We start from the raw sequence: 20,836 nt of genomic DNA on the forward strand, positions 1-20,836 counted from the left end.
GTGCAAGATGGTGTGTTATGTGCAAGATGATGTGCAACTGTGCGCGCATGGCTAGAACAGAACAGAGGATTCTGCAGGTGGTACGGCACCATCCGGCGTAGAATAGTGATTCTTGATGAATGAGCAGGCTGTCGGGTGAAAAAAACAGGCGTCGCCTGTGCCATGCGGCAGCGGGTTCGGTTACGCTTATGGCGACATGACTCGTCGGGTGATGGCTCGTTGGTGATGAAACAAGGCCGCCGAGTCAGGGTAGTGAAAATAAACAGGAGTAGTAATGATGTTGGCGGATTACCGTTCGCGCTGGCTGCTGCCAGTGGTTATGTTGGTTATGGCATTGCAACTGTCGGCTTGCGGCGACAAAGATAAGGACGCACGTCAGGCGTTCATCACTTTCCTGCAGGGGGTTTCACAACAGGAAGGGCGTCAGTTGCCTGCGTTGACTGAACAGCAGAAACAGAGCTTCGGGCGATTTACCCAGGATTACGCGGTGATGACCGGTTTCAACCAGCAACTGGATCAGGCGCTGGCGGCCAGTCTGACGCCGGTGCTGGATGTGGTATCCCGCATTCGCGTACCGCAGGATTACATGACGCAGCGCGATAATCTGCGCCAGGCGCTTGGCGGCCTCAACATGCTGAGCCCGCAGGTGCAGAACGCGAAAACCCAGGCGGACAACGCCCGCAAGGCGCTTAAGCAGTCGGAAGAGTTGCAGTCGGTGTATGACAAGGTCTACAACCGCGCCGTTTCTTTGCCGGCCAATGCGATGGTGACGGTTGTGCCGGCCAGTACCTCATTTGCGCAGAGCGTTGTGCAGGTGGGTGATTATCTACAGGCTCAAGGCAATCAGGCGGTATTTGGCAACAACGGCGTGCAGTTCCACACCCAGCAGCAGGTGGACCAGTACAACAGTTTGATGACGGATATTGCTAATCAGCAGCAAAAACTGTTTACCACCCTCAAATCCCAGAATTTCCTGCCTCGCTAATAGCGCTTGTTACTGCTTGCGATATGGGCCGGTTTTCGTGTGAAGACCGGCCGATGCGAAAATATATTGTGATGTAAGTCACGTATCCATCATAAATTCAATTCAATAAAGTGTGATTTTAATCACCTTTTGTCGTTGGTGGATTGTTTTTTTTCTGAGCGATAACCCATCTTTATTATTTTTTTGTGAATCATGTCACTTATTTGTGGCTGATTTGTGGGTTTTTTATGTGATTTTGGTCACGTTTTTGTCTCGGGTTGCGGTCTGAAAATCACGTGCTAGAGTCCGCTGTGATAACGGGTTTTTGGGGCCACGCTATTGGGGTTTTTCGCCGTCACGGGATGTCGCTTCACGACGCGCCATAAAACAGTAATAGCGGCACGCGACCTCATGACGCCGACGGAAGTCATCACGCTGTCTAACAATCAATAATTATCGCGCGAACGCTTTCCGCCGCGCGTTTCAAAGGGGTGTATCGCTATGCTCTCACCAGATACCAAGGTCAAGGTGCAGAATTTTGGCCGCTTCCTGAGCAATATGGTGATGCCGAATATCGGCGCCTTTATTGCCTGGGGGATTATCACAGCACTGTTTATTCCTACCGGATGGATCCCTAACGCGACGCTGGCCAAGCTGGTCGGCCCGATGATCACCTATCTGTTGCCGTTGCTGATTGGTTTTACCGGCGGCCGTCTGGTCGGGGGGGAGCGTGGCGGCGTGGTCGGCGCGATTACCACTATGGGTGTCGTCGTCGGTACTGATATTCCGATGTTCCTCGGCGCCATGATTGCCGGTCCGTTGGGCGGCTGGGCGATCAAACGCTTTGATGCGGCGGTGGACGGCAAAATCAAAAGCGGCTTTGAGATGCTGGTCAACAACTTCTCCGCCGGCATCATCGGCATGTTGCTGGCTGTCTTGTCGTTCCTGGCGATCGGCCCATTAGTTGAAGCGCTGTCGCGTATTCTGGCTGCCGGCGTGCACCTGATGGTGCAGAACAACCTGCTGCCGCTGGCGTCGATTTTCGTTGAGCCGGCGAAGATTCTGTTCCTGAATAACGCCATTAACCACGGTATCTTCTCGCCGTTGGGTATCCAACAGGCGACGGAAGCCGGCAAATCGATCTTCTTCTTGATCGAGGCTAACCCCGGTCCGGGTATGGGCGTGCTGATGGCATACATGCTGTTCGGCCGCGGTAACGCTAAACAGTCCGCGCCGGGTGCGGCTATCATCCACTTCCTCGGCGGGATCCATGAAATTTACTTCCCGTATGTACTGATGAACCCGCGTCTGATCATCGCCGTTATTCTCGGCGGTATGACCGGTGTGTTCACGCTGGGCCTGCTGAATGGCGGCCTGGTATCGCCGGCGTCGCCGGGTTCCATCCTGGCGGTACTGGCGATGACGCCGAAAGGCGCGTATTTCGCCAATATCACGGCGATTGCCGCTGCTTTTGCGGTCTCTTTTGTGGTGTCGGCCATCCTGTTGAAAAGCAGCAAAGTGAAGGATGATGACGAGCTGGAGCAGGCGACTCGCCGTATGCAGGAGATGAAATCCGCCTCCAAAGGTCAGGCGGTCGGCGGCGTAAGCGGTGATCTGGGGACCGTGCGTAAAATCATCGTTGCTTGCGATGCAGGTATGGGGTCCAGCGCGATGGGCGCCGGGGTACTGCGTAAAAAAGTGCAGGATGCAGGTTTGCAGGCTATTTCAGTGACCAACTGCGCCATCAATAATCTGCCGGACGATGTGGATCTGGTGATTACGCACCGCGACCTGACGGAACGCGCTATGCGTCATGCACCGCAGGCACAGCATATTTCGCTGACCAACTTCCTCGATAGCCATCTGTACAACGATTTGGTGGCCCGCTTGCAGGCTGCGCAGTCCGGCAGCGTTAAACCGGCTCAGGCGGCCCCAGCCGTCGAACCGGCCGCCGCGCCGCAGACGCTGTTCCAACTGACGGAGAAAAACGTCTTCCTGAACTTGCAGGCGGCGGATAAAGAACAGGCTATCCGCTTTGCCGGCGAACAACTGGTAAAAGGCGGGTATGTTGAGCCGGCGTATGTCGATGCGATGCTGGAGCGTGAGAAACTGACGTCGACCTATTTGGGTGAGTCTATCGCCGTGCCGCACGGGACGATTGAAGCCAAGGACCGCGTACTGAAAACCGGCGTGGTGTTCTGCCAGTACCCGCAAGGGGTGCGCTTCGGCGACGATGAGGATGACGTGGCCCGCCTGGTCATCGGTATCGCGGCTCGCAACAACGAACATGTGCAGGTGATCACCAACCTCACCAGTGCGCTGGATGATGAGTCAGTCATAGAACGGCTGGCTCAAACGGAGAATGTGCAGGATGTCCTTGACCTGCTCTCCGGCAAGTCTCCTGCCTGACAGATAAAAAAGTGCCGCCTTCGGGCGGCGCTTTCTTTCACGGATTGTTAAATCTCAGCAGTAAGGTTATGCATGATGAAAGCATTACATTTTGGGGCCGGCAATATCGGCCGTGGGTTTATCGGCAAGCTGCTGGCGGATGCTGGCATTGCCCTGACGTTTGCCGATGTGAATCAGCCGTTGCTGGATGCCATCAATCAGCGTGGCAGCTATCCGGTGCGGATTGTCGGCGAACAGCAGCGTGTGGAAACGGTCAATCAGGTTAATGCGGTACACAGCGGCAGCCCGCAGGCGGTTGAACTGATTGCCGAGGTTGACCTGGTGACGACGGCGGTGGGGCCGCAGATACTGGCGAAGATCGCCGGGGCGATTGCTCAGGGGCTGGTGAAGCGTCAGGAAAGCGGTAATACGTCGCCGCTAAATATCATTGCCTGCGAGAACATGGTGCGAGGCTCCAGCCAGCTCAAACAGCATGTGCTGGCGCAACTGCCGGAGAATACACAGGCGTGGGTCGCGCAGCATGTCGGTTTCGTGGATTCGGCGGTAGACCGTATTGTGCCGCCGGCCGAAGCGGGTGAATCCGACCCGCTGGCGGTGACGGTGGAAACCTTCAGTGAATGGATCGTGGATAAAACCCAGTTTACCGGCGAGCCGCCGGCGATCGCTGGTATGGAGCTGACCGATAACCTGATGGCTTTCGTTGAACGCAAGCTGTTCACCCTTAACACCGGCCATGCGATTACCGCCTATCTCGGCCAGCGTGCCGGGCACGGCACCATCCGCGATGCGATTCTGGACCCGGCTGTCCGCCAGGTTGTGCAGGGTGCGATGGAAGAGAGCGGTGCCGTACTGATTCGTCGCTATGGTTTTGATGCCGATAAGCATCAGGCTTATATCCGCAAAATTCTTACCCGTTTTGAAAACCCGTGGCTGCACGACGAGGTGGAACGCGTCGGCCGTCAGCCGTTGCGTAAACTCAGCGCCGGCGATCGGCTGATCAAACCACTGCTGGGCACGCTGGAATACCGCCTGCCGCACGATAATCTGATCCAGGGGATTGCCGCGGCGATGCACTACCGTAGCGAGCAGGATCCGCAGGCGCAGGAGCTGGCGGCGTTAATCGCTTCCGAGGGGCCGCAGGCTGCGCTGGCGCAGATTTCAGGTCTGGACGCTGATAGCGAGGTTGTCGGAAAAGCGGTGAGTGTGTATAACGCCATGCAATAATCGGCGCGTCTCGGCACAGGTCAGGCTGTGTCCCTGCTTTTCAATCGAGTGCGTTGGATAGGGAGGGCGTTGGCGATGAAAAACCATGCCCTCGTGGCGTCAGCCGCTCCACCGCTCAGGGGGCAATACTGTGCGCAGAATTAACGTACGAGAAGCGACGATGGACGATACGCAGGCATTTGAAAATCGGGTACTGGAATCCCTGAATGCATCGAAGACAGTCAGAAGTTTTATGCTGATGGCGGTCGAATTATTGGCGGAAGCCGTCAGCCTGTTGATGTTGCAGGCGTTTCGTAAAGACGACTATGCCGTGAAGTACGCCGTCGAGCCGCTGTTATCCGGCAGCGGGCCGCTGGGCGAACTGTCGGTGCGGTTGAAGCTGATTTACGGGCTGGGCATGATTAGCCGCAAAGAGTATGAAGATACGGAGCTGCTGATGGCGTTGGGCGAAGAATTGGCCCACGATGAGCACGCGTATCGGTTTACTGATGACGAAATCCTGGGGCCGATCAGCGAATTGCATTGCGTGAGCAGCCTGCCGCCGTCGCCGATACCGCCGTCCGGCGTTGATCCCGACGATGCGCTGCTGGCGGCCATGCAACAGCAGCGTTATCAACAGATGGTGCGCTCCACGTTGGTATTGTCGTTGACTGAGCTTATCGCCGGCATCAGCCTGAAAAAGGCATTCTGATTTCAGCGAATCACCGCAATAAAACAGGGCAACCTATTCGGGTTGCCCTTTGTTTATCTTTCCATTTTCGCGCTTTGCGCTATCGCCGGTTTTAATGCTTATAAGATAACTGTTGCTGGTGGCCGGCGAACGGCAAACCGTGACTGGCAGGCGCCAGTTCGTGGGAGGAGGAGAGACGGAAAGCCGATACCGTATTGGAGAGTATCATGGCCTGGTCTTCCAGTGAGCTGGCTGCCGCAGAAGACTGCTGCACCAGTGCGGCGTTTTGTTGGGTGGTGCTGTCCATCTCGACAATCGCCTGATTGACCTGAGCGATACCGCGGCTTTGCTCGTCGGACGCAATCGTAATTTCACCCATGATGTCGTGTACATGCGTTACCGCAGTCACAATCTCCTGCATGGTTTTACCCGCCGAGTGAACCAGATTCGCCCCTTTCGAGACCTGCCCGACCGAGGTGGAGATCAAGCTTTCAATCTCTTTGGCTGCCTGCGAACTGCGCTGAGCCAGATTACGCACTTCATTGGCAACCACGGCGAAACCACGCCCTTGCTCACCCGCCCGCGCCGCTTCCACCGCTGCGTTCAGCGCCAGAATATTGGTTTGGAAGGCAATACCGTTGATAACGGAGGTGATTTCCGCAATACGTTTGGAACTGCCTTCAATATCGGACATGGTTTGCACCACATCAGCGACCAGCTTACCGCCTTCCTGCGCCGTATGCGTGGCATCCAACACCAGTTTATTGGCTTGGTGCGCGTTGGCGGCGTTTTGTTTCACGGTGGACGTGAGTTCTTCCATGCTGGCGGCGGTTTCTTCAACGGACGCCGCCTGAGATTCGGTACGTGCGGCCAGATCGTTATTACCGGTGACGATTTCGCTGGCGGCGGTAGTAATCTGGCTGACCCCCATACGAATATCGTCAATCATGTTATGCAGATTGGCCTTCATTTTTGCCATGGCGCTAAACAACATGCCCAGTTCGTCGCGGCGCGTTGTTTCAATGGCGACGGTCAAATCGCCGGTGGCGATACTCTCGGCGATGGCCACGGTGTTGTTCAAGGGGTGAGTGATTTGGCGGGAAATATACCAGGCAATCAGCGCGCCGAGTATCAGCGTGATAAGCGAGGTGATGGCGATCTGCCATTCGGCGGTGATGATATCGTTCTGGGTAGCGGCGGTTTCTTCGGCGACCATCTTATTGACGTTGTCGATAAGCAGATTGGCGGTATCGCCCAGCAACTTACCTTGCGCCATTTCTTCCTGATAAGCCGGCAGATAAGCCATGACCTGCGTTTTATACGTCGACAGCGTAGAAACAACCGGCGCCATAATCGCTTGCTGTTCCGGCGTCAGTGCCTGGACGAATTGGCCAAGCGCTTTTTGCGCGTCGTCCAGTGCGCTAATCAGCGGTTTTTCCGAGTCGCTGTTCAACGATAACAACAGGCCGCGCACCAGATAGCGGACGTTAACCAGTTTCTGGTGCAGTGAGGTCAGTTGCAACTGCAAAGGCATATTGCCGGCTACCTGCTGTTCTATTTGCTTGAGCGGCTTTTCAGAATCGGACAGGTTCCAGCTTTTTCTGACGTCATCTTTTTTGGCGACGGCGTCGGTATAGTTTTTCCGCCGTTCTTTATACTGATTAATCAACTTATTGATATTATCCAGCCGCTCGTCGTAATCGCTTCGCCAGTTTTTATCCTGAATAGAAGATATTAACCCGATGATGTTATCAATGTGTTTACTATTCTCTTTAAGACTATCCGGGTTATAACTGGTGCCGTATAGCAACCGATAATAACGGGCTTCACTCACCTCATTATTAATTTGGTTGCTAAAAATAACTTTTTCAAAACGCCCTTTCAGTGTTTCGATATAGCGAACACTCACGGCGGCAATGATAACGGTCAGTAGCAGAATCAGGGAAAACCCTAATCCTAACTTCCTGCCGACTTTGATATTTTCGAGTTTTATAGCCATTGATTTTCTTCCATCGTAGATAGGCTGAGTGACTAAGTAAGGTACCAGGCTCTTTATGATTAGCACGCTGACAGACTTGGCTTCGTATCACGATACGAATAAGCCAGCTGTTGGTTTCCGGCCTTCCTGACCGAGCTTGTCATTGTAAAGATAGCGAGCTGTGCTCAAATCTGCTTCCGATGGATTTGTCTTTTTTCATTCGCCGGCCTGAGTGGGCGAATGAAGCTTTATCTACCTACCGTTTCACCATGTCCTGAAATCTATAACGTATATAAAATGCCACCATGGCGGTTGTGTATAGACTGCGGGGAGAACACGCTGAATCTATCGGCGTACCCTACTAAAACTTTATACTGTTTTTTCCATTATTGATCCGAAAAACAAAATAAAAAAAACCCGGTATAACGAAGGTTATTCCGGGTTTGTCGGGATTAATTTCCGGTGTGGAAATTAATTGTTACTTTTTTGCTTCTGCGAAACGTTTAGCCGCTTCGTCCCAGTTTACGACGAACCAGAACGCTTTAATGTAGTCCGGGCGACGGTTTTGGTATTGCAGGTAGTAGGCGTGCTCCCACACGTCCAGTGCGATGATCGGGTAGCCGGATGCGCCGGAAATCGCTTCGCCCATCAGCGGGCTGTCCTGGTTGGCGGTGGAAACGACAGCCAGCTTGCCGTCATCTTTCAGTACCAGCCACGCCCAGCCTGAACCGAAACGGGTTGCGGCAGCCTGCTCGAATTTTGTTTTGAACTCGTCGACGCTGCCGAAATCACGCTCAATTGCCGCTTTCAGTTCGCCTTCCAACGTGGTGCCCAGCTTCAACCCTTTCCAGAACAGGCTGTGGTTGGCATGGCCGCCGGCGTTATTACGCAGCGGGCCTTTTTTATCGGCCGGCAGTTGATCCAGTTTGGTAATCAACTCTTCGGCAGACAGGCCGGCGAATTCAGGCAGGGACTCCAGCGCTGCGTTAGCGTTATTGACGTAAGCCTGATGGTGTTTGGAGTGATGAATCTCCATCGTCCGTGCGTCGAAGTGCGGCTCCAGTGCGTCATAAGTATAAGGCAGGGATGGCAGTGAATAACTCATGTTTAGCATCTCCATTGTTGTGGTGCGCAAATTCTTGTCATGTACAAATCGTTATCATGCACAAGGCGGTTGTGACTGGTTTGTGCGGCACCGTCGTTTGTTAGCGCCGCGTAAGCATTAAGTTCATTATAGTTAATTAAATGATCTTGAAAACGATTATTCGCGGCGAAAACCGGTTTGATGTGGGGTTTTATCCTATCATTACAATCGGTTATACCATAATTGGGTTAGCTAACAATAAATTGATCTAAGCTATACCCGGCGCAGCCGTTATGGCTGCAACCGTTGCGGATGGGTATAGATGGTGGCGCGCCCAGGACGGCAGAAGCCGACCAGCGTCAGATTGCAGCGCTCGGCGACTTCTACGGCCAGTGAGGTCGCGGCGGAGACCGCAAACAGAATTTCCACGCCGCACATGGCGGATTTTTGCACCATTTCATAACTGGCGCGGCTGGATACCAGCGCGGCACCGTGCTGCCAGGGCTGACGCGCCCGCGTTCCCAGCAGTTTGTCCAGCGCCACGTGGCGGCCTACGTCTTCACAACCGCCCAGTAATTCCCCTTGCGGCGATAGCCAGGCGGCGGCATGAGTCGCACCGGTCAACGCGCCTGCCTGCTGTACGTTTTTCAACGCCTGTAATGCGGGCTCCAGGCGAGACAAGGAGAAATGTTGCGTGAACGGCAGCGGCGACATCGGCTTGCCGATTTCCGCCAGTTGTTCAACTCCACAGACGCCGCAGCCGGTACGCCCGTCCATCGCTCGCCGCCGTGCTTTTAGCCCGGCGAAACGGCGGCTGGAAAGCTCGATTTGTACTTCGATGCCGTTACACGCCGGCACGACATCCATGCCGTAGATATCCTGAGCTGACTCAATGATGCCTTCCGACAAAGAGAAGCCGAGCGCGAACGGCTCCAGATCTTTTGGCGACGCCATCATCACGACGTGCGAAATGCCGTTATAAACCAGCGCTACCGGCACTTCTTCCGCCAGCCAGTCCTGCTGCGGCAAATCCAGCGCACCCTGACGCCAGACGCTGTGCTGGCAGGCGCCGGAACGCTCTGCAACGCCCTGAGAATCATCACTGTTCACTGTGTTGTGCCTGTTGTTGGGGGAATCTATTGCGACATTATTTCACCGCCGTGGCGGCGATGCGAATTTTTATCCCGTCAATGCCCTGCTATCCCATTGAGTGTAAAAGTGATGGCGCAGATCCGGGGATAACAAACTGTGCGCTGCGTCGAAGACTGATATTTTTTACTGCTACAGGGCTTTTACAACCCGGCAACACTGTATACGATTTAACCATTACTTTCTGTGAGGACTTATCAGCCAGATAAGGGTTTATCTTTGTCGGCGTTTGCGTCGGCGAAGTCTGGCTGCCGCGGCGCAGGGGCACCGGCATGAGGCCGAGTATCTTCCTGCAATGACACTTCGTGTTACCAAAGGAGAACGGAATGGATATCGATAATGCAAGCCGGGTACAACCCGGTGAATACGGCCCCGCTCTTACACTGAAAAAGCGCTACGACAACTTTATCGGCGGCGCATGGGTTCCTCCCTCCGGCGGCGAGTATTACGTCAATTTGACGCCGGTAACCGGGCAACCGCTATGCGAGGTTGCCAGTTCCAGTAGCCGCGATGTGGATCATGCGCTGGATGCCGCTCACAAGGCCAGTGCCGAGTGGGGGGCGCTCTCTACGCGTGAGCGGGCGCAGATCCTCAATCGAATAGCCGATCGTATGGAGGCCAATCTGGAACTGTTGGCCAGTGCGGAAACCTGGGATAACGGAAAACCGATCCGGGAAACCCTGAATGCCGACGTACCGCTGGGTATCGATCATTTCCGCTACTTTGCCGCCTGTATTCGTGCACAGGAAGGGGCGATCAGCGAAATCGACCACGATATGGTCGCCTACCATTTCCACGAACCGCTCGGCGTCGTCGGGCAGATTATTCCCTGGAACTTCCCGCTGCTGATGGCCTGTTGGAAGCTGGCGCCGGCGTTGGCTGCCGGTAACTGCATTGTGCTCAAACCCGCCAAACTGACCCCACTGTCGGTGCTGCTGCTGATGGAGTTGATTCAGGATATTCTGCCGCCGGGCGTACTCAATGTGGTTAACGGTGCGGGTGGGCAGATCGGCGAATATCTGGCAACCTCGCCGCGTATCGCCAAAGTCGCCTTTACGGGTTCGACCGAAGTCGGCCAACAGATCATGGGGTATGCGGCGCAAAACGTTATTCCGGTGACGTTGGAACTGGGCGGTAAATCGCCGAATATCTTCTTTGCCGACGTCATGGATCAGGAAGATAGCTTCTTTGATAAGGTGCTGGAAGGGTTCGCGTTGTTTGCCTTCAACCAGGGCGAAGTCTGTACCTGCCCGAGTCGGGCGTTGATTCAGGAGTCTATCTACGAACGGTTTATGGAGCGTGCCATCAAACGCGTCGAGTCTATTCGGGTCGGTAACCCGCTCGATAGCCAGACCATGATGGGGGCGCAAGTATCGGCCGGGCAGTTGGACACCATTCTGAATTACATTGATATCGGTAAGAAAGAAGGCGCGCAGGTACTGACCGGCGGGCATCGCAAAGTGCTGCCGGGTGATCTGGCGCAGGGCTATTATCTGGAGCCGACGATTCTGTTCGGCCAGAACAGCATGAGGGTGTTCCAGGAAGAGATCTTCGGGCCGGTGCTGGCGGTAACCACCTTCAAAACGCCGGAGGAGGCGCTGGCGATAGCCAACGACACGCCGTACGGTCTGGGAGCCGGGGTATGGAGCCGTAACGCCAACATCGCCTACCGCATGGGGCGCGGCATTCAGGCCGGCCGCGTCTGGACTAACTGTTACCATGCCTATCCGGCACATGCAGCGTTTGGCGGCTATAAACAGTCTGGTATCGGGCGTGAAACCCACAAAATGATGCTGGAGCACTACCAACAGACCAAATGCCTGCTGGTGAGCTACTCCGAGAAGCCGCTCGGCCTGTTCTAAGCCAACAACAGCCTGTTATGAAAGGGTCGCAAGAGCGGCTCTTTCTTTTTGCTAGCAAACCACTGATTTTTCTAACAAACCACTGAAATGCGAGGTGACGGTTTTTCCGGGGGCCGAAATCGTACAAAGCCACCATTGACGTTATCACGCACGAAACTTTTCACTCCTCTTGCATAAATCACCGGCAACAAAACAAGACGGCTTTTTGTCGACGGCTTCAGTTTAGCCATCGGCAGTGGCGTGACCTGCATCAGGTCATCAGCGGGCTGAGCTGCTGGTAAAGCCGGCGGAACACTGCGCGCTGCTGTGCGTACTGCGCATGACGCGTTGGGTCCGGCTGGTGGACTTGCTCCAGTGGTAAAGCAGGCAGTAACTGTGCCAGCGGTATGGCTGGGTTCAGTGCGATTTGCGCCAGCCTTGCGGCCCCCAGCGCCGGGCCGACATCACCGCCGGTACGGTATTCCAGCGTCTTGCCGCTGATATCCGCCAGCATCTGCCGCCAGTAGGCGCTGCGCGCGCCACCGCCAATCAGCGTGACCTGCCGAGGCTCAAGCCCGGTCGCGTGCAGCGCGTCCATGCCGTCCGCCAGTGCAAACCCCACCCCTTCCAGCACCGCGCGTGCCAGCGCTGCGCGACCATGTGAGTGCGTCAGCCCCCAAAAAGCGCCTTTAGCCTGTGGGTTGTTGTGCGGCGTGCGTTCGCCAGACAGATAGGGCAGAAACCACACGGGGGTGGCGGTTTCTTCTGCACCCGCCTGTTCGGCTTCGGCGAGCAGAGACGCCACGCTATCGGCGTGGGTGAGTCGGGCGGCCCAGTCGAGACAGGATGCCGCGCTCAGCATCACGGACATCAGATGCCAACTGTTGGGCAGTGCATGGCAAAAGCTGTGAACGGCGCGTTGGGGATTGCTGAGAAAGCCATCGCTAACCGCGAAGTAAACGCCGGACGTGCCGAGCGATAGCATGGCCTGCCCGGCTTGATACAACCCGACGCCGATAGCGCCGGCCGCATTGTCGCCGCCGCCGGCGACTACCGGCACCGGCGGCATACCCCAGCGTGCGGCGATGTCGGCACGCAACTGCCCGGTAATCTGGTTGCCTTCGAATAGTGCAGGCATCTGATCGCGGTTAAGCCCGCAGGCGGCGAGCAGGTCATCGTTCCAGTCGCGTCGGGCGACATCCATCCACAGCGTGCCGGCCGCATCGGACATGTCGCTGGCGAAATTGCCGGTCAGGCGCCAGCGCAGGTAATCTTTGGGCAACAGCACCTTGTCGATGAGCCGAAAAATATCCGGCTCGTGCTGCTGTACCCATTTCAGCTTCGGTGCGGTAAAGCCGGGCATCATCAGGTTACCGGTGATGCGGCGGGCGTCCGGCACCAACTGTTCCAGTTGCAGGCATTGTGCGGCGCTGCGCCCGTCGTTCCATAAAATGGCGGGCCGCAGTACCTGCTGCTGCGCATCCAGCAGGGTCGCGCCGTGCATCTGGCCGGTCAGCCCGATGGCCCGCACGCCCTGCAACGTCTGTTGTGCGGCTAACCCGCTCAGGGCGGCGTCGGTTGCCTGCCACCACTTTTCCGGGTCCTGTTCCGACCACAACGGATGCGGACGCGAGACGCTCAACGGTGCGCTGTGGCTGGCCGCCACGTCGCCGTTTTCCCGTAATAAGATGGCTTTCACGCCCGATGTGCCAAGATCGATGCCGATATACATAATGCCTCACTGTGACTCATGTGCGGTTATCAGGCTGAACCCTGAAGGTGTGTACCGCCGGCGCATACCGTCAACAAACGTGGTTTTCTGCGCGACCGGGCGTGCGCCAGCCTATACCTATTTAGCCGAACAGATAGCGATTAACCAGATTTTCCAGTCGTTCCTGCTGCCCGCTGTGATGTTGCGGATTAAGCGGGTGGCGGGCGGCGTAACCTGCCAGCATCTCCAGCGACGCGTTGCCTTGCAGGATTTGTTGCCCTAACTCGCTATTCCAGCCGGCGTAACGGTTGGCGACCTGTTGGTTTAATTCGCCGTCTTCCAACATGCGGGCCGCTACCTTGAGCGACAACGCCATAGTGTCCATCGCGCCGATGTGAGCGTGGAACAGGTCATAGCGATCGGTGCTTTGGCGGCGGACCTTGGCATCGAAATTAAGGCCTCCGGTGGTGAATCCGCCCGCTTTCAGGATTTCATAGAGCACCAGCGCGTTTTCCTCCACACTATTGGGGAACTGGTCGGTATCCCAGCCGAGCTGCGGGTCGCCGCGATTGGTGTCAACCGAGCCGAAGATGCCGAGTGCAATCGCGGTGGCGATCTCGTGATGGAAGGTATGCCCCGCCAGCGTGGCGTGGTTGGCCTCAATATTGACCTTGATCTCTTTTTCCAGCCCGAACTGTTTGAGAAAGCCGTAAACGGTGGCGACATCGTAATCGTACTGGTGTTTGGTCGGTTCCTGCGGTTTGGGCTCGATCAGCAGCGTACCGTTGAAACCGATCTTGTGCTTGTGTTCCACCACCATCTGCATGAAACGGCCAATTTGCTCACGTTCCTGGCGCAGGTCGGTATTGAGCAGGGTTTCATAGCCTTCACGGCCGCCCCACAACACATAATTCTCACCGCCCAGCATTTTGGTGGCGTTCATGGCGGTGAACACCTGCGTCGCGGCCCAGGCGAACACGTCCGGGTCGGGATTGGTGGCGGCACCGGCGGCATAACGCGGGTTGGTAAAGCAGTTGGCGGTGCCCCACAGCAGCTTCACCCCGGTTTCCTGCTGTTTGGCTGCCAGAACCTCGGTCATGGCGGCAAAGTTGTTCAGGTATTCCGGCAATGAACCCCCTTCCGGCGCGACGTCGACATCGTGAAAACAGTAATAGGGCGCGCCCAGTTTGTGCAGGAATTCGAAGGCGATATCGGCCTTGCGTTTCGCCAGCGCCAGCGCGTCGCCGGGCTGTTGCCACGGCCGGGCGAAGGCACCGGCGCCGAACATGTCGGAACCGTTCCAGCAGAAGGTGTGCCAATAACAGACCGCAAAACGCAAATGGTCGGCCATACGCTTGCCGAGGATGACTTCGTCGGGGTTGTAATGGCGGAAGGCGAACGGATTGCGGCTGCCCTGACCTTCAAAGCGAACTTTTTCTATCTGATCAAAATAAGCGTGCATTGTTATCTCCTTGCAAACCACCGGAATGACTGTTTTCAGCCTTGTCTCAATATTCCGTTTACCTGCCGGTTTCCTCAATTACGTTATTTCACACTGAAATTCAGATAATTATTAAATGTGCGCGTGATCGCAAAAAATAGCCGGAATAATCTGCAAAACCGCTCGCACTCACTGGTGTGATGAAAGCAATTAACACGGTGAAAATATGACCGCTATCAAAAAATAACAATTAAACCAAAAAACGTAATTCAGAGATAAAAATCAGCAATTGCTGACCCTGACTTTTCTTGTCAACAATTTCACGCAACGTAGCCGTAAGTGAAGTGACGCTTTTATCCTGCCGTCCTATAACAAAGGTACTCTACGATGAAAATGAAACACGTATTACTGTCAGCCTGTGCCGCACTTGTCATGCTGTGTCAGCCGGGGTTCGCCAAAGAGGTTAAAATCGGTATGGCTATCGACGACCTGCGTCTTGAGCGCTGGCAGAAAGATCGGGATATTTTTGTGAAGAGCGCCGAAGAAAAAGGGGCGAAAGTGTTTGTTCAGTCCGCCAACGGCAATGAAGGAACGCAAATATCCCAGATAGAAAATATGATTAACCGTGGCGTCGATGTGCTGGTGATTATCCCTTATAACGGTCAGGTTTTAAGTAACGTGATTGCCGAAGCCAAACGCGAGGGAATAAAAGTACTGGCTTATGACCGTATGATTAATAATGCGGATATCGATTTTTACATTTCGTTTGATAATGAAAAAGTCGGAGAGCTTCAGGCACAATATTTGATTAATAAAGTGCCGCAGGGCAGTTATTTCCTGATGGGCGGCTCGCCGGTTGATAATAATGCCAAACTGTTCCGTCAGGGACAGATGAAAGTATTAAAACCATTAATTGATAGCGGCAAAATTAAGGTCGCGGGCGACCAGTGGGTGGATGCCTGGCTGCCGGAAAATGCGCTGAAAATCATGGAAAACGCGCTGACCGCCAACAACAACAACATTGATGCGGTGGTGGCGTCGAACGATGCGACCGCGGGCGGTGCGATTCAGGCGCTCTCCGCTCAGGGCCTGGCCGGCAAGGTGGCGATATCCGGTCAGGATGCCGATCTGGCGGCCATCAAGCGGATCGTGTCCGGCACTCAGACCATGACCGTGTACAAACCGATTAGCAAACTGGCGCAGGACGCGGCGAATATCGCGGTGTTGCTGGGACAGGGGAAAAAACCGGAGTCTAACGCCACGCTCAATAACGGCAAGAAAGAGGTGCCTGCCTTCCTGTTGACGCCTATCCCGGTCGATAAGGCGAATATCGATAGCACCGTCGTCGCCGACGGATTCCATAAGAAAGCGGATATCTATTAACCCGTTCGTTCGTCGTCCGGCGAACCGCAGCCGCGGTATTGCCGGATGTGCGGCATCGGCCAGGTGGAGGGGGTATGCCGTATCTGTTGGAAATGAAAAACATCACCAAGGCTTTCGGGGCGGTGAAGGCGGTAGACAATGTCAGTCTGCAACTGGACGCTGGGCAGGTGTTGTCGCTGTGCGGCGAGAACGGTTCCGGCAAGTCGACATTGATGAAAGTGCTGTGCGCGGTGTATCCCTACGGCAGCTATGAGGGCAGCATACGGTTTGCTGGCGATGAGCTACGGGCCGGGCATATCCGTGATACCGAGCAGAAAGGGATCGCCATCATTCATCAGGAACTGGCGCTGGTTAAAGAGATGACGGTGCTGGAGAACGTCTTTCTTGGTAATGAATGGACGTATGCCGGTGTGATGGATTACGACGCCATGTACCTGCGTTGCCAGACCATGCTGGCGCAGGTGCGGCTGGACATTGACCCGAATACCCGCGTCGGCGAACTGGGGTTAGGTCAACAGCAACTGGTGGAGATCGCCAAGGCGTTGAACAAGCAGGTGCGCTTGCTGATTCTTGATGAGCCGACCGCGTCGCTGACCGAACGGGAAACCGGCGTATTGCTGGATATCGTGCGTGACCTGCGTCACCACGGTATCGCTTGTATCTACATCTCTCACAAGCTTAACGAGGTTAAGGCGATTTCCGATGTGATCTGCGTGATCCGCGACGGCAGACACATCGGTACCTGTCCGGCGGATTCGCTCAGCGAGGATCAGATTATCGCCATGATGGTGGGGCGTGAGCTGACGGAGCTGTATCCGAACGAGCCGCATGATATCGGTGAAGAGGTGTTGCGGGTGGAGCACCTGACCGCCTGGCACCCGGTCAACCGGCATATTCGCCGGGTAGACGATGTGTCGTTCAGCCTGCACCGTGGTGAAGTGCTGGGGATCGCCGGGCTGGTCGGCGCCGGGCGTACCGAGACGGTTCAGTGCCTGTTTGGCGCCTATCCGGGGCAATGGCAGGGCGAAATCCGTGTAGAAGGAAAGCCGGTCGTTATCCGTCACTGCCGGCAGGCGATGGCGCTGGGGATCGCCATGGTACCGGAAGACCGTAAAAAAGACGGCATTATTCCGGTAATGAGCGTGGCGCAGAATATTACACTGGCGGCGCTCGACCAGTTCACCGGCGCACTGTCGGTGTTGCGGGATGCTGATGAACAGCACAGCCTGCGGGAGTCGATAACCCATCTGAAAGTCAAAACCGCCTCGCCGGAACTGGCGATTGCCCGTCTCAGCGGCGGTAATCAGCAAAAGGCCATTCTGGCGAAATGCCTGCTGTTGCGCCCGAAAATCTTGATTCTGGATGAACCGACCCGCGGGATCGATATCGGTGCGAAATATGAAATCTACAAATTGATCAATCAGTTGGTGAAGCAACAGATCGCCGTCATCGTGATTTCCTCTGAACTGCCTGAAGTGTTGGGCTTGAGCGACCGGGTGCTGGTGATGCATCAAGGGCGGCTCAAGGCGGATTTACCCAACCGCGGCCTGACGCAGGAGCAGGTGATGGAAGCTGCATTAAGGAGTGAGCCTCATGCTGAAAACCTGGCTGTCTGACCGTACGCCTGCACTGGCGTCGTCTTCCGGCGGAACGTCTCGTCGGCGTTCTTTCAATTTACAGGTGCTGGTGATGATCGCGGCGATTATTGCGATCATGCTGTTTTTCACCGTGATGACCGATGGCGCGTACCTTAGCGCCCGCAACATTTCCAACCTGCTGCGTCAAACCGCCATCACCGGCATTCTGGCGGTGGGCATGGTATTTGTGATTATTTCCGCCGAGATCGACCTGTCGGTCGGCTCCATGATGGGGCTGTTGGGCGGCGTGGCGGCGATTCTGGATGTCTGGTACGGCTGGCCGTTGCCCCTGACCGTGGCGGTGACGTTGTTATTGGGGTTGTTGCTCGGCGCCTGGAACGGCTGGTGGGTGGCGTATCGGCGCGTGCCGTCGTTCATTGTGACGCTGGCCGGCATGTTGGCGTTTCGCGGCGTGCTGATTGGTATTACCAATGGCACCACGGTATCGCCTACCAGCCCGGCAATGTCGCAGATTGGCCAGAGTTATCTGCCGGAAGGCGTGGGATTTTTGTTCGGTATCGTTGGGCTGACGCTGTTTGTGGTGTGGCGCTGGCGTCAGCGGTTGCGTCGTCAGCGTTTGGGGTTGCCGGTGGCCGCCGCTTCCGGCGATGCCGCTCGCCAGTCGCTGATGGCGGTGCTGGTGCTGGGCGCTATCTACTTACTGAATGATTATCGGGGTGTGCCGACACCGGTACTGCTGCTGACGCTTATCATGCTGGGCGGCATGTTTATGGCGATGCGTACGGCTTTCGGACGACGCATTTATGCCGTCGGCGGCAATATCGATGCCGCCCGTCTGTCGGGGGTGAATGTCGAGCGTACCAAGCTGGCGGTGTTCGCCATCAACGGGCTGATGGTGGCGGTCGCGGGGCTGGTGCTCAGTTCCCGACTGGGTGCCGGGTCGCCGTCTGCCGGGAATATCGCGGAACTGGACGCTATCGCCGCCTGCGTCATCGGCGGTACTAGTCTGGCGGGTGGGGTCGGCAGTGTGGCCGGTGCGGTGATGGGGGCATTCATCATGGCGTCGCTGGATAACGGTATGAGTATGCTCGATGTGCCCACCTTTTGGCAGTACATCGTCAAGGGCGGCATTTTGCTGTTGGCGGTGTGGATGGATACCGCCACCAAGCACAAAGCCTGACCACTGTGGATGACAGGGATGACGGTACGTCTGCGGCAAAATCAGCGAAACAGTTCGCAAAGTAAGGAAATGGATTTTGGGCTGCCGGTCGGCCGTGCTATTTAGGCGAAAGACCCGCTTTCGACGCCGGATTTCGCCTGAGGGAAGGTGATGCCCGCTATCACACTGTCCAACGAGAACGTATCGTCATGTTTGAGAAACGCTACCGTATTACATTGCTGTTTAATGCCAACAAAGTGTACGACCGGCAGGTAGTCGAAGGTGTGGGAGAATACCTGCAAGCGTCTCAGTGTGACTGGGATATCTTCATTGAGGAAGACTTCCGTTGCCGTATCGACAATATCCGCGACTGGCTGGGGGACGGCGTGATCGCGGATTTCGATGACCCGGCGATTGTCGCGTTGTTATCCGGGGTGCGCGTGCCGCTGGTGGGCGTAGGCGGCTCTTATCACCATCCACAGGATTATCCGCCGGTGCATTACATCGCCACCGACAATTACGCGCTGGTGGAGAGCGCGTTTTTGCATCTCAAAAATAAAGGGTTGAACCGATTCGCGTTTTACGGCCTGCCGATATCGGTGGGGAAGCGATGGGCGCAAGAGCGGGAACAGGCTTTTCGCCAGTTGGTATCGGCGGAGCAGTATCAAGGCGTAGTGTATCAGGGCATGGAGACGTCGCCGGACAACTGGCAGTATGCCCAGAACCGGCTGGCGGACTGGATCCAAACCTTGCCGCCACAAACCGGTATTATCGCCGTAACGGATGCCCGCGCCCGCCATCTGTTGCAGGTGTGCGAGCACCTGAACATCGCGGTGCCGGAAAAGCTGTGCGTAATTGGTATCGACAATGAAGAACTCACCCGTTACCTGTCGCGCGTCGCGCTATCTTCGGTAGCGCAGGGGACGCGGCAGATGGGGTATCGAGCCGCCAAATTGCTGCACCAGTTGTTGCTGGCGCCCTATTCGCTGCCGTTGCAACGCGTTCTGGTGCCACCGTTACGGGTGGTGGAACGCAGCTCCACCGATTACCGTTCGGTGCGCGACCCGGCGGTGATTCAGGCGATGCACTTTATCCGCCATCATGCCTGCAAAGGCATTAAGGTGGAACAGGTGTTGGATGCGGTTGGGTTGTCGCGTTCCAATCTTGAAAAACGCTTTAAAGATGAAACCGGGCAAACGATTCACGGCATCATCCATGCTGAAAAGCTGGAGAGGGCAAGAAACTTGCTGGTGTCGACCTCGTTGTCGATTAACGAGATTTCAACGATGTGCGGGTATCCTTCGTTACCGTACTTTTATTCTGTTTTTCGCAAAGATTACGACCTGACGCCGCGCGAATACCGTGAGCGTTATGGTGAAGGCGGTTACGACGATAGTCGCTATGACAATGTTCAGGCGTCCTATCGGTGTTACCGATGAGCGACGGGGATGATCGAACGACGATGAGAGTTTCGGGGGGTATAACATGCTCGACGATGACGAGCGAGAAATAACGTTGGGAGCGACGGCGCGTGCGCGCCGTCGTCATGGTTGCCTGGTTTAGGCGGGCACACGCCAGTAATCGTAATAAATATGCTCGACCTGAAAATTCACATCGTCCTTGTCGTTACTCAGCCGGCTGGCCAGCGTGAATGCGAAATCGAACGCGACGCCGAGTCCTTTGCCACTGATCAGGTTGCCGTCTTCCACCACTTTTTGGTCGACATATACGCCGTCGGTCACGTCTTTCCAGAGGTCGCCTGAGCAGACGTAGCGGCGACCTTTCAGCAAATGGTTACCACCCAGCACTCTGGCGGCTGCCGAGCAGAGTGGGCAAATCAGTTTGCCTGCCTCGTCATGGCGGCGGATAAATTCCGTTACCAGCGGGTTGGCCGCCAGGTTCACTGTGCCTTGCGGCCCCCCCGGAATTACCACGGCATCAAACAGCTGGTCCATACTTCTTTCCAGCAGGGCATCTGCAAACATGCGGATATTATGGTAACTAGGCAATTCCAGCCTATCGTGACAGGAAAGCAGGGTGACGTTTAGCTTCGTACGATGCAACACATCGATCACCATAATCGCTTCCGCTTCTTCGAATCCGGGAGCCAACAGAATGGCGACGTTCTTGGCCATGGTATCTCCAGCAATAATCAAGGGGGGAGGGACGAACATCTGTGCCGCCGAGGATAGCAAAGAAACCAACTTCAATTGAAACATCGTTTC

At 55.7% G+C, this 20,836-nt stretch carries 15 protein-coding genes; 9 read left to right on the forward strand and 6 right to left on the reverse strand.

Going from position 1 to position 20,836, the window contains the following annotated elements:
• Positions 1-274 precede the first annotated feature (274 nt).
• The 4 genes from FDP13_RS08735 (at position 275) to FDP13_RS08750 (ending at position 5,288) form a co-directional block, all read left to right on the forward strand.
• The gene (locus tag FDP13_RS08735) at positions 275-985 is read left to right on the forward strand and encodes a DUF3053 domain-containing protein (protein WP_012767834.1); all 711 of its coding nucleotides are present in this window, start codon (positions 275-277) and stop codon (positions 983-985) included.
• A gap of 480 nt (positions 986-1,465) precedes the next feature.
• Positions 1,466-3,373: a PTS mannitol transporter subunit IICBA gene (locus FDP13_RS08740; RefSeq protein WP_143839230.1), complete on the forward strand. Its 1,908-nt coding sequence runs from the start codon at positions 1,466-1,468 to the stop codon at positions 3,371-3,373.
• 75 nt (positions 3,374-3,448) lie between these two features.
• Positions 3,449-4,597: a mannitol-1-phosphate 5-dehydrogenase gene (locus FDP13_RS08745; protein WP_027710562.1), complete on the forward strand. Its 1,149-nt coding sequence runs from the start codon at positions 3,449-3,451 to the stop codon at positions 4,595-4,597.
• Between the two features lie 160 nt (positions 4,598-4,757).
• Complete coding sequence (locus FDP13_RS08750) at positions 4,758-5,288, forward strand: MltR family transcriptional regulator (RefSeq protein ID WP_027710563.1); 531 nt, start codon at positions 4,758-4,760, stop codon at positions 5,286-5,288.
• A gap of 91 nt (positions 5,289-5,379) precedes the next feature.
• Here the strand turns inward: FDP13_RS08750 and FDP13_RS08755 are convergent, their stop codons facing one another.
• The 3 genes from FDP13_RS08755 to fdhD form a co-directional block, all read right to left on the reverse strand.
• Positions 5,380-7,266, reverse strand: a complete 1,887-nt coding sequence (locus FDP13_RS08755) for a methyl-accepting chemotaxis protein (RefSeq protein WP_143839231.1) — start codon at positions 7,264-7,266, stop codon at positions 5,380-5,382.
• Between the two features lie 457 nt (positions 7,267-7,723).
• Complete coding sequence (sodA, locus tag FDP13_RS08760; RefSeq protein ID WP_143839232.1) at positions 7,724-8,350, reverse strand: superoxide dismutase [Mn]; 627 nt, start codon at positions 8,348-8,350, stop codon at positions 7,724-7,726.
• A gap of 270 nt (positions 8,351-8,620) precedes the next feature.
• On the reverse strand, positions 8,621-9,439 hold the full coding sequence (fdhD, locus tag FDP13_RS08765) for a formate dehydrogenase accessory sulfurtransferase FdhD (protein WP_143839233.1): 819 nt from the start codon (positions 9,437-9,439) through the stop codon (positions 8,621-8,623).
• A 365-nt stretch (positions 9,440-9,804) separates the two neighbouring features.
• On the opposite strand from fdhD, the gene FDP13_RS08770 reads away from it, so the two are divergent.
• Positions 9,805-11,340, forward strand: a complete 1,536-nt coding sequence (locus FDP13_RS08770; RefSeq protein WP_027710565.1) for an aldehyde dehydrogenase family protein — start codon at positions 9,805-9,807, stop codon at positions 11,338-11,340.
• 250 nt (positions 11,341-11,590) lie between these two features.
• Here the strand turns inward: FDP13_RS08770 and xylB are convergent, their stop codons facing one another.
• Positions 11,591-13,051 (reverse strand): xylulokinase, encoded by a 1,461-nt coding sequence (xylB, locus tag FDP13_RS08775; protein ID WP_012767842.1) that lies wholly within the window; start codon positions 13,049-13,051, stop codon positions 11,591-11,593.
• 121 nt (positions 13,052-13,172) lie between these two features.
• On the reverse strand, positions 13,173-14,492 hold the full coding sequence (xylA, locus tag FDP13_RS08780) for a xylose isomerase (RefSeq protein ID WP_143839234.1): 1,320 nt from the start codon (positions 14,490-14,492) through the stop codon (positions 13,173-13,175).
• Positions 14,493-14,858: 366 nt separating this feature from the next.
• Between xylA and xylF the strand changes: the two genes are divergently transcribed.
• The 4 genes from xylF to xylR all read left to right on the forward strand — a co-directional run bounded on the left by xylF (position 14,859) and on the right by xylR (position 20,050).
• Entirely contained in the window at positions 14,859-15,854 is a 996-nt protein-coding gene (gene xylF, locus FDP13_RS08785) for a D-xylose ABC transporter substrate-binding protein (protein WP_143839235.1), read from the forward strand.
• Between the two features lie 74 nt (positions 15,855-15,928).
• Entirely contained in the window at positions 15,929-17,470 is a 1,542-nt protein-coding gene (locus tag FDP13_RS08790) for a xylose ABC transporter ATP-binding protein (RefSeq protein WP_143839236.1), read from the forward strand.
• The gene (xylH, locus tag FDP13_RS08795) at positions 17,448-18,632 is read left to right on the forward strand and encodes a xylose ABC transporter permease XylH (RefSeq protein ID WP_143839237.1); all 1,185 of its coding nucleotides are present in this window, start codon (positions 17,448-17,450) and stop codon (positions 18,630-18,632) included. The genes FDP13_RS08790 and xylH overlap by 23 nt, the downstream gene beginning before the upstream one ends.
• A 188-nt stretch (positions 18,633-18,820) precedes the next feature.
• Complete coding sequence (xylR, locus tag FDP13_RS08800) at positions 18,821-20,050, forward strand: D-xylose utilization transcriptional activator XylR (RefSeq protein ID WP_143839238.1); 1,230 nt, start codon at positions 18,821-18,823, stop codon at positions 20,048-20,050.
• Positions 20,051-20,170: 120 nt separating this feature from the next.
• On the opposite strand, the gene FDP13_RS08805 is transcribed toward xylR, so the two are convergent.
• Positions 20,171-20,746, reverse strand: a complete 576-nt coding sequence (locus FDP13_RS08805) for a DJ-1/PfpI family protein (RefSeq protein WP_012767848.1) — start codon at positions 20,744-20,746, stop codon at positions 20,171-20,173.
• Between the last annotated feature and the right edge of the window lie 90 nt (positions 20,747-20,836).

It is taken from the genome of Dickeya sp. ws52, assembly GCF_007210685.1.
Lineage (GTDB): Bacteria > Pseudomonadota > Gammaproteobacteria > Enterobacterales > Enterobacteriaceae > Dickeya > Dickeya chrysanthemi.

Coding starts and splice junctions, on each gene's coding strand:
- FDP13_RS08735 (WP_012767834.1), top strand. CDS start 275: ATGATGTTGGCGGATTACCGTTCGCGCTGGCTGCTGCCAGTGGTTATG.
- FDP13_RS08740 (WP_143839230.1), top strand. CDS start 1,466: ATGCTCTCACCAGATACCAAGGTCAAGGTGCAGAATTTTGGCCGCTTC.
- FDP13_RS08745 (WP_027710562.1), top strand. CDS start 3,449: ATGAAAGCATTACATTTTGGGGCCGGCAATATCGGCCGTGGGTTTATC.
- FDP13_RS08750 (WP_027710563.1), top strand. CDS start 4,758: ATGGACGATACGCAGGCATTTGAAAATCGGGTACTGGAATCCCTGAAT.
- FDP13_RS08755 (WP_143839231.1), bottom strand. CDS start 7,266: ATGGCTATAAAACTCGAAAATATCAAAGTCGGCAGGAAGTTAGGATTA.
- sodA (WP_143839232.1), bottom strand. CDS start 8,350: ATGAGTTATTCACTGCCATCCCTGCCTTATACTTATGACGCACTGGAG.
- FDP13_RS08770 (WP_027710565.1), top strand. CDS start 9,805: ATGGATATCGATAATGCAAGCCGGGTACAACCCGGTGAATACGGCCCC.
- xylB (WP_012767842.1), bottom strand. CDS start 13,051: ATGTATATCGGCATCGATCTTGGCACATCGGGCGTGAAAGCCATCTTA.
- xylA (WP_143839234.1), bottom strand. CDS start 14,492: ATGCACGCTTATTTTGATCAGATAGAAAAAGTTCGCTTTGAAGGTCAG.
- xylF (WP_143839235.1), top strand. CDS start 14,859: ATGAAAATGAAACACGTATTACTGTCAGCCTGTGCCGCACTTGTCATG.
- FDP13_RS08790 (WP_143839236.1), top strand. CDS start 15,929: ATGCCGTATCTGTTGGAAATGAAAAACATCACCAAGGCTTTCGGGGCG.
- xylH (WP_143839237.1), top strand. CDS start 17,448: ATGCTGAAAACCTGGCTGTCTGACCGTACGCCTGCACTGGCGTCGTCT.
- xylR (WP_143839238.1), top strand. CDS start 18,821: ATGTTTGAGAAACGCTACCGTATTACATTGCTGTTTAATGCCAACAAA.
- FDP13_RS08805 (WP_012767848.1), bottom strand. CDS start 20,746: ATGGCCAAGAACGTCGCCATTCTGTTGGCTCCCGGATTCGAAGAAGCG.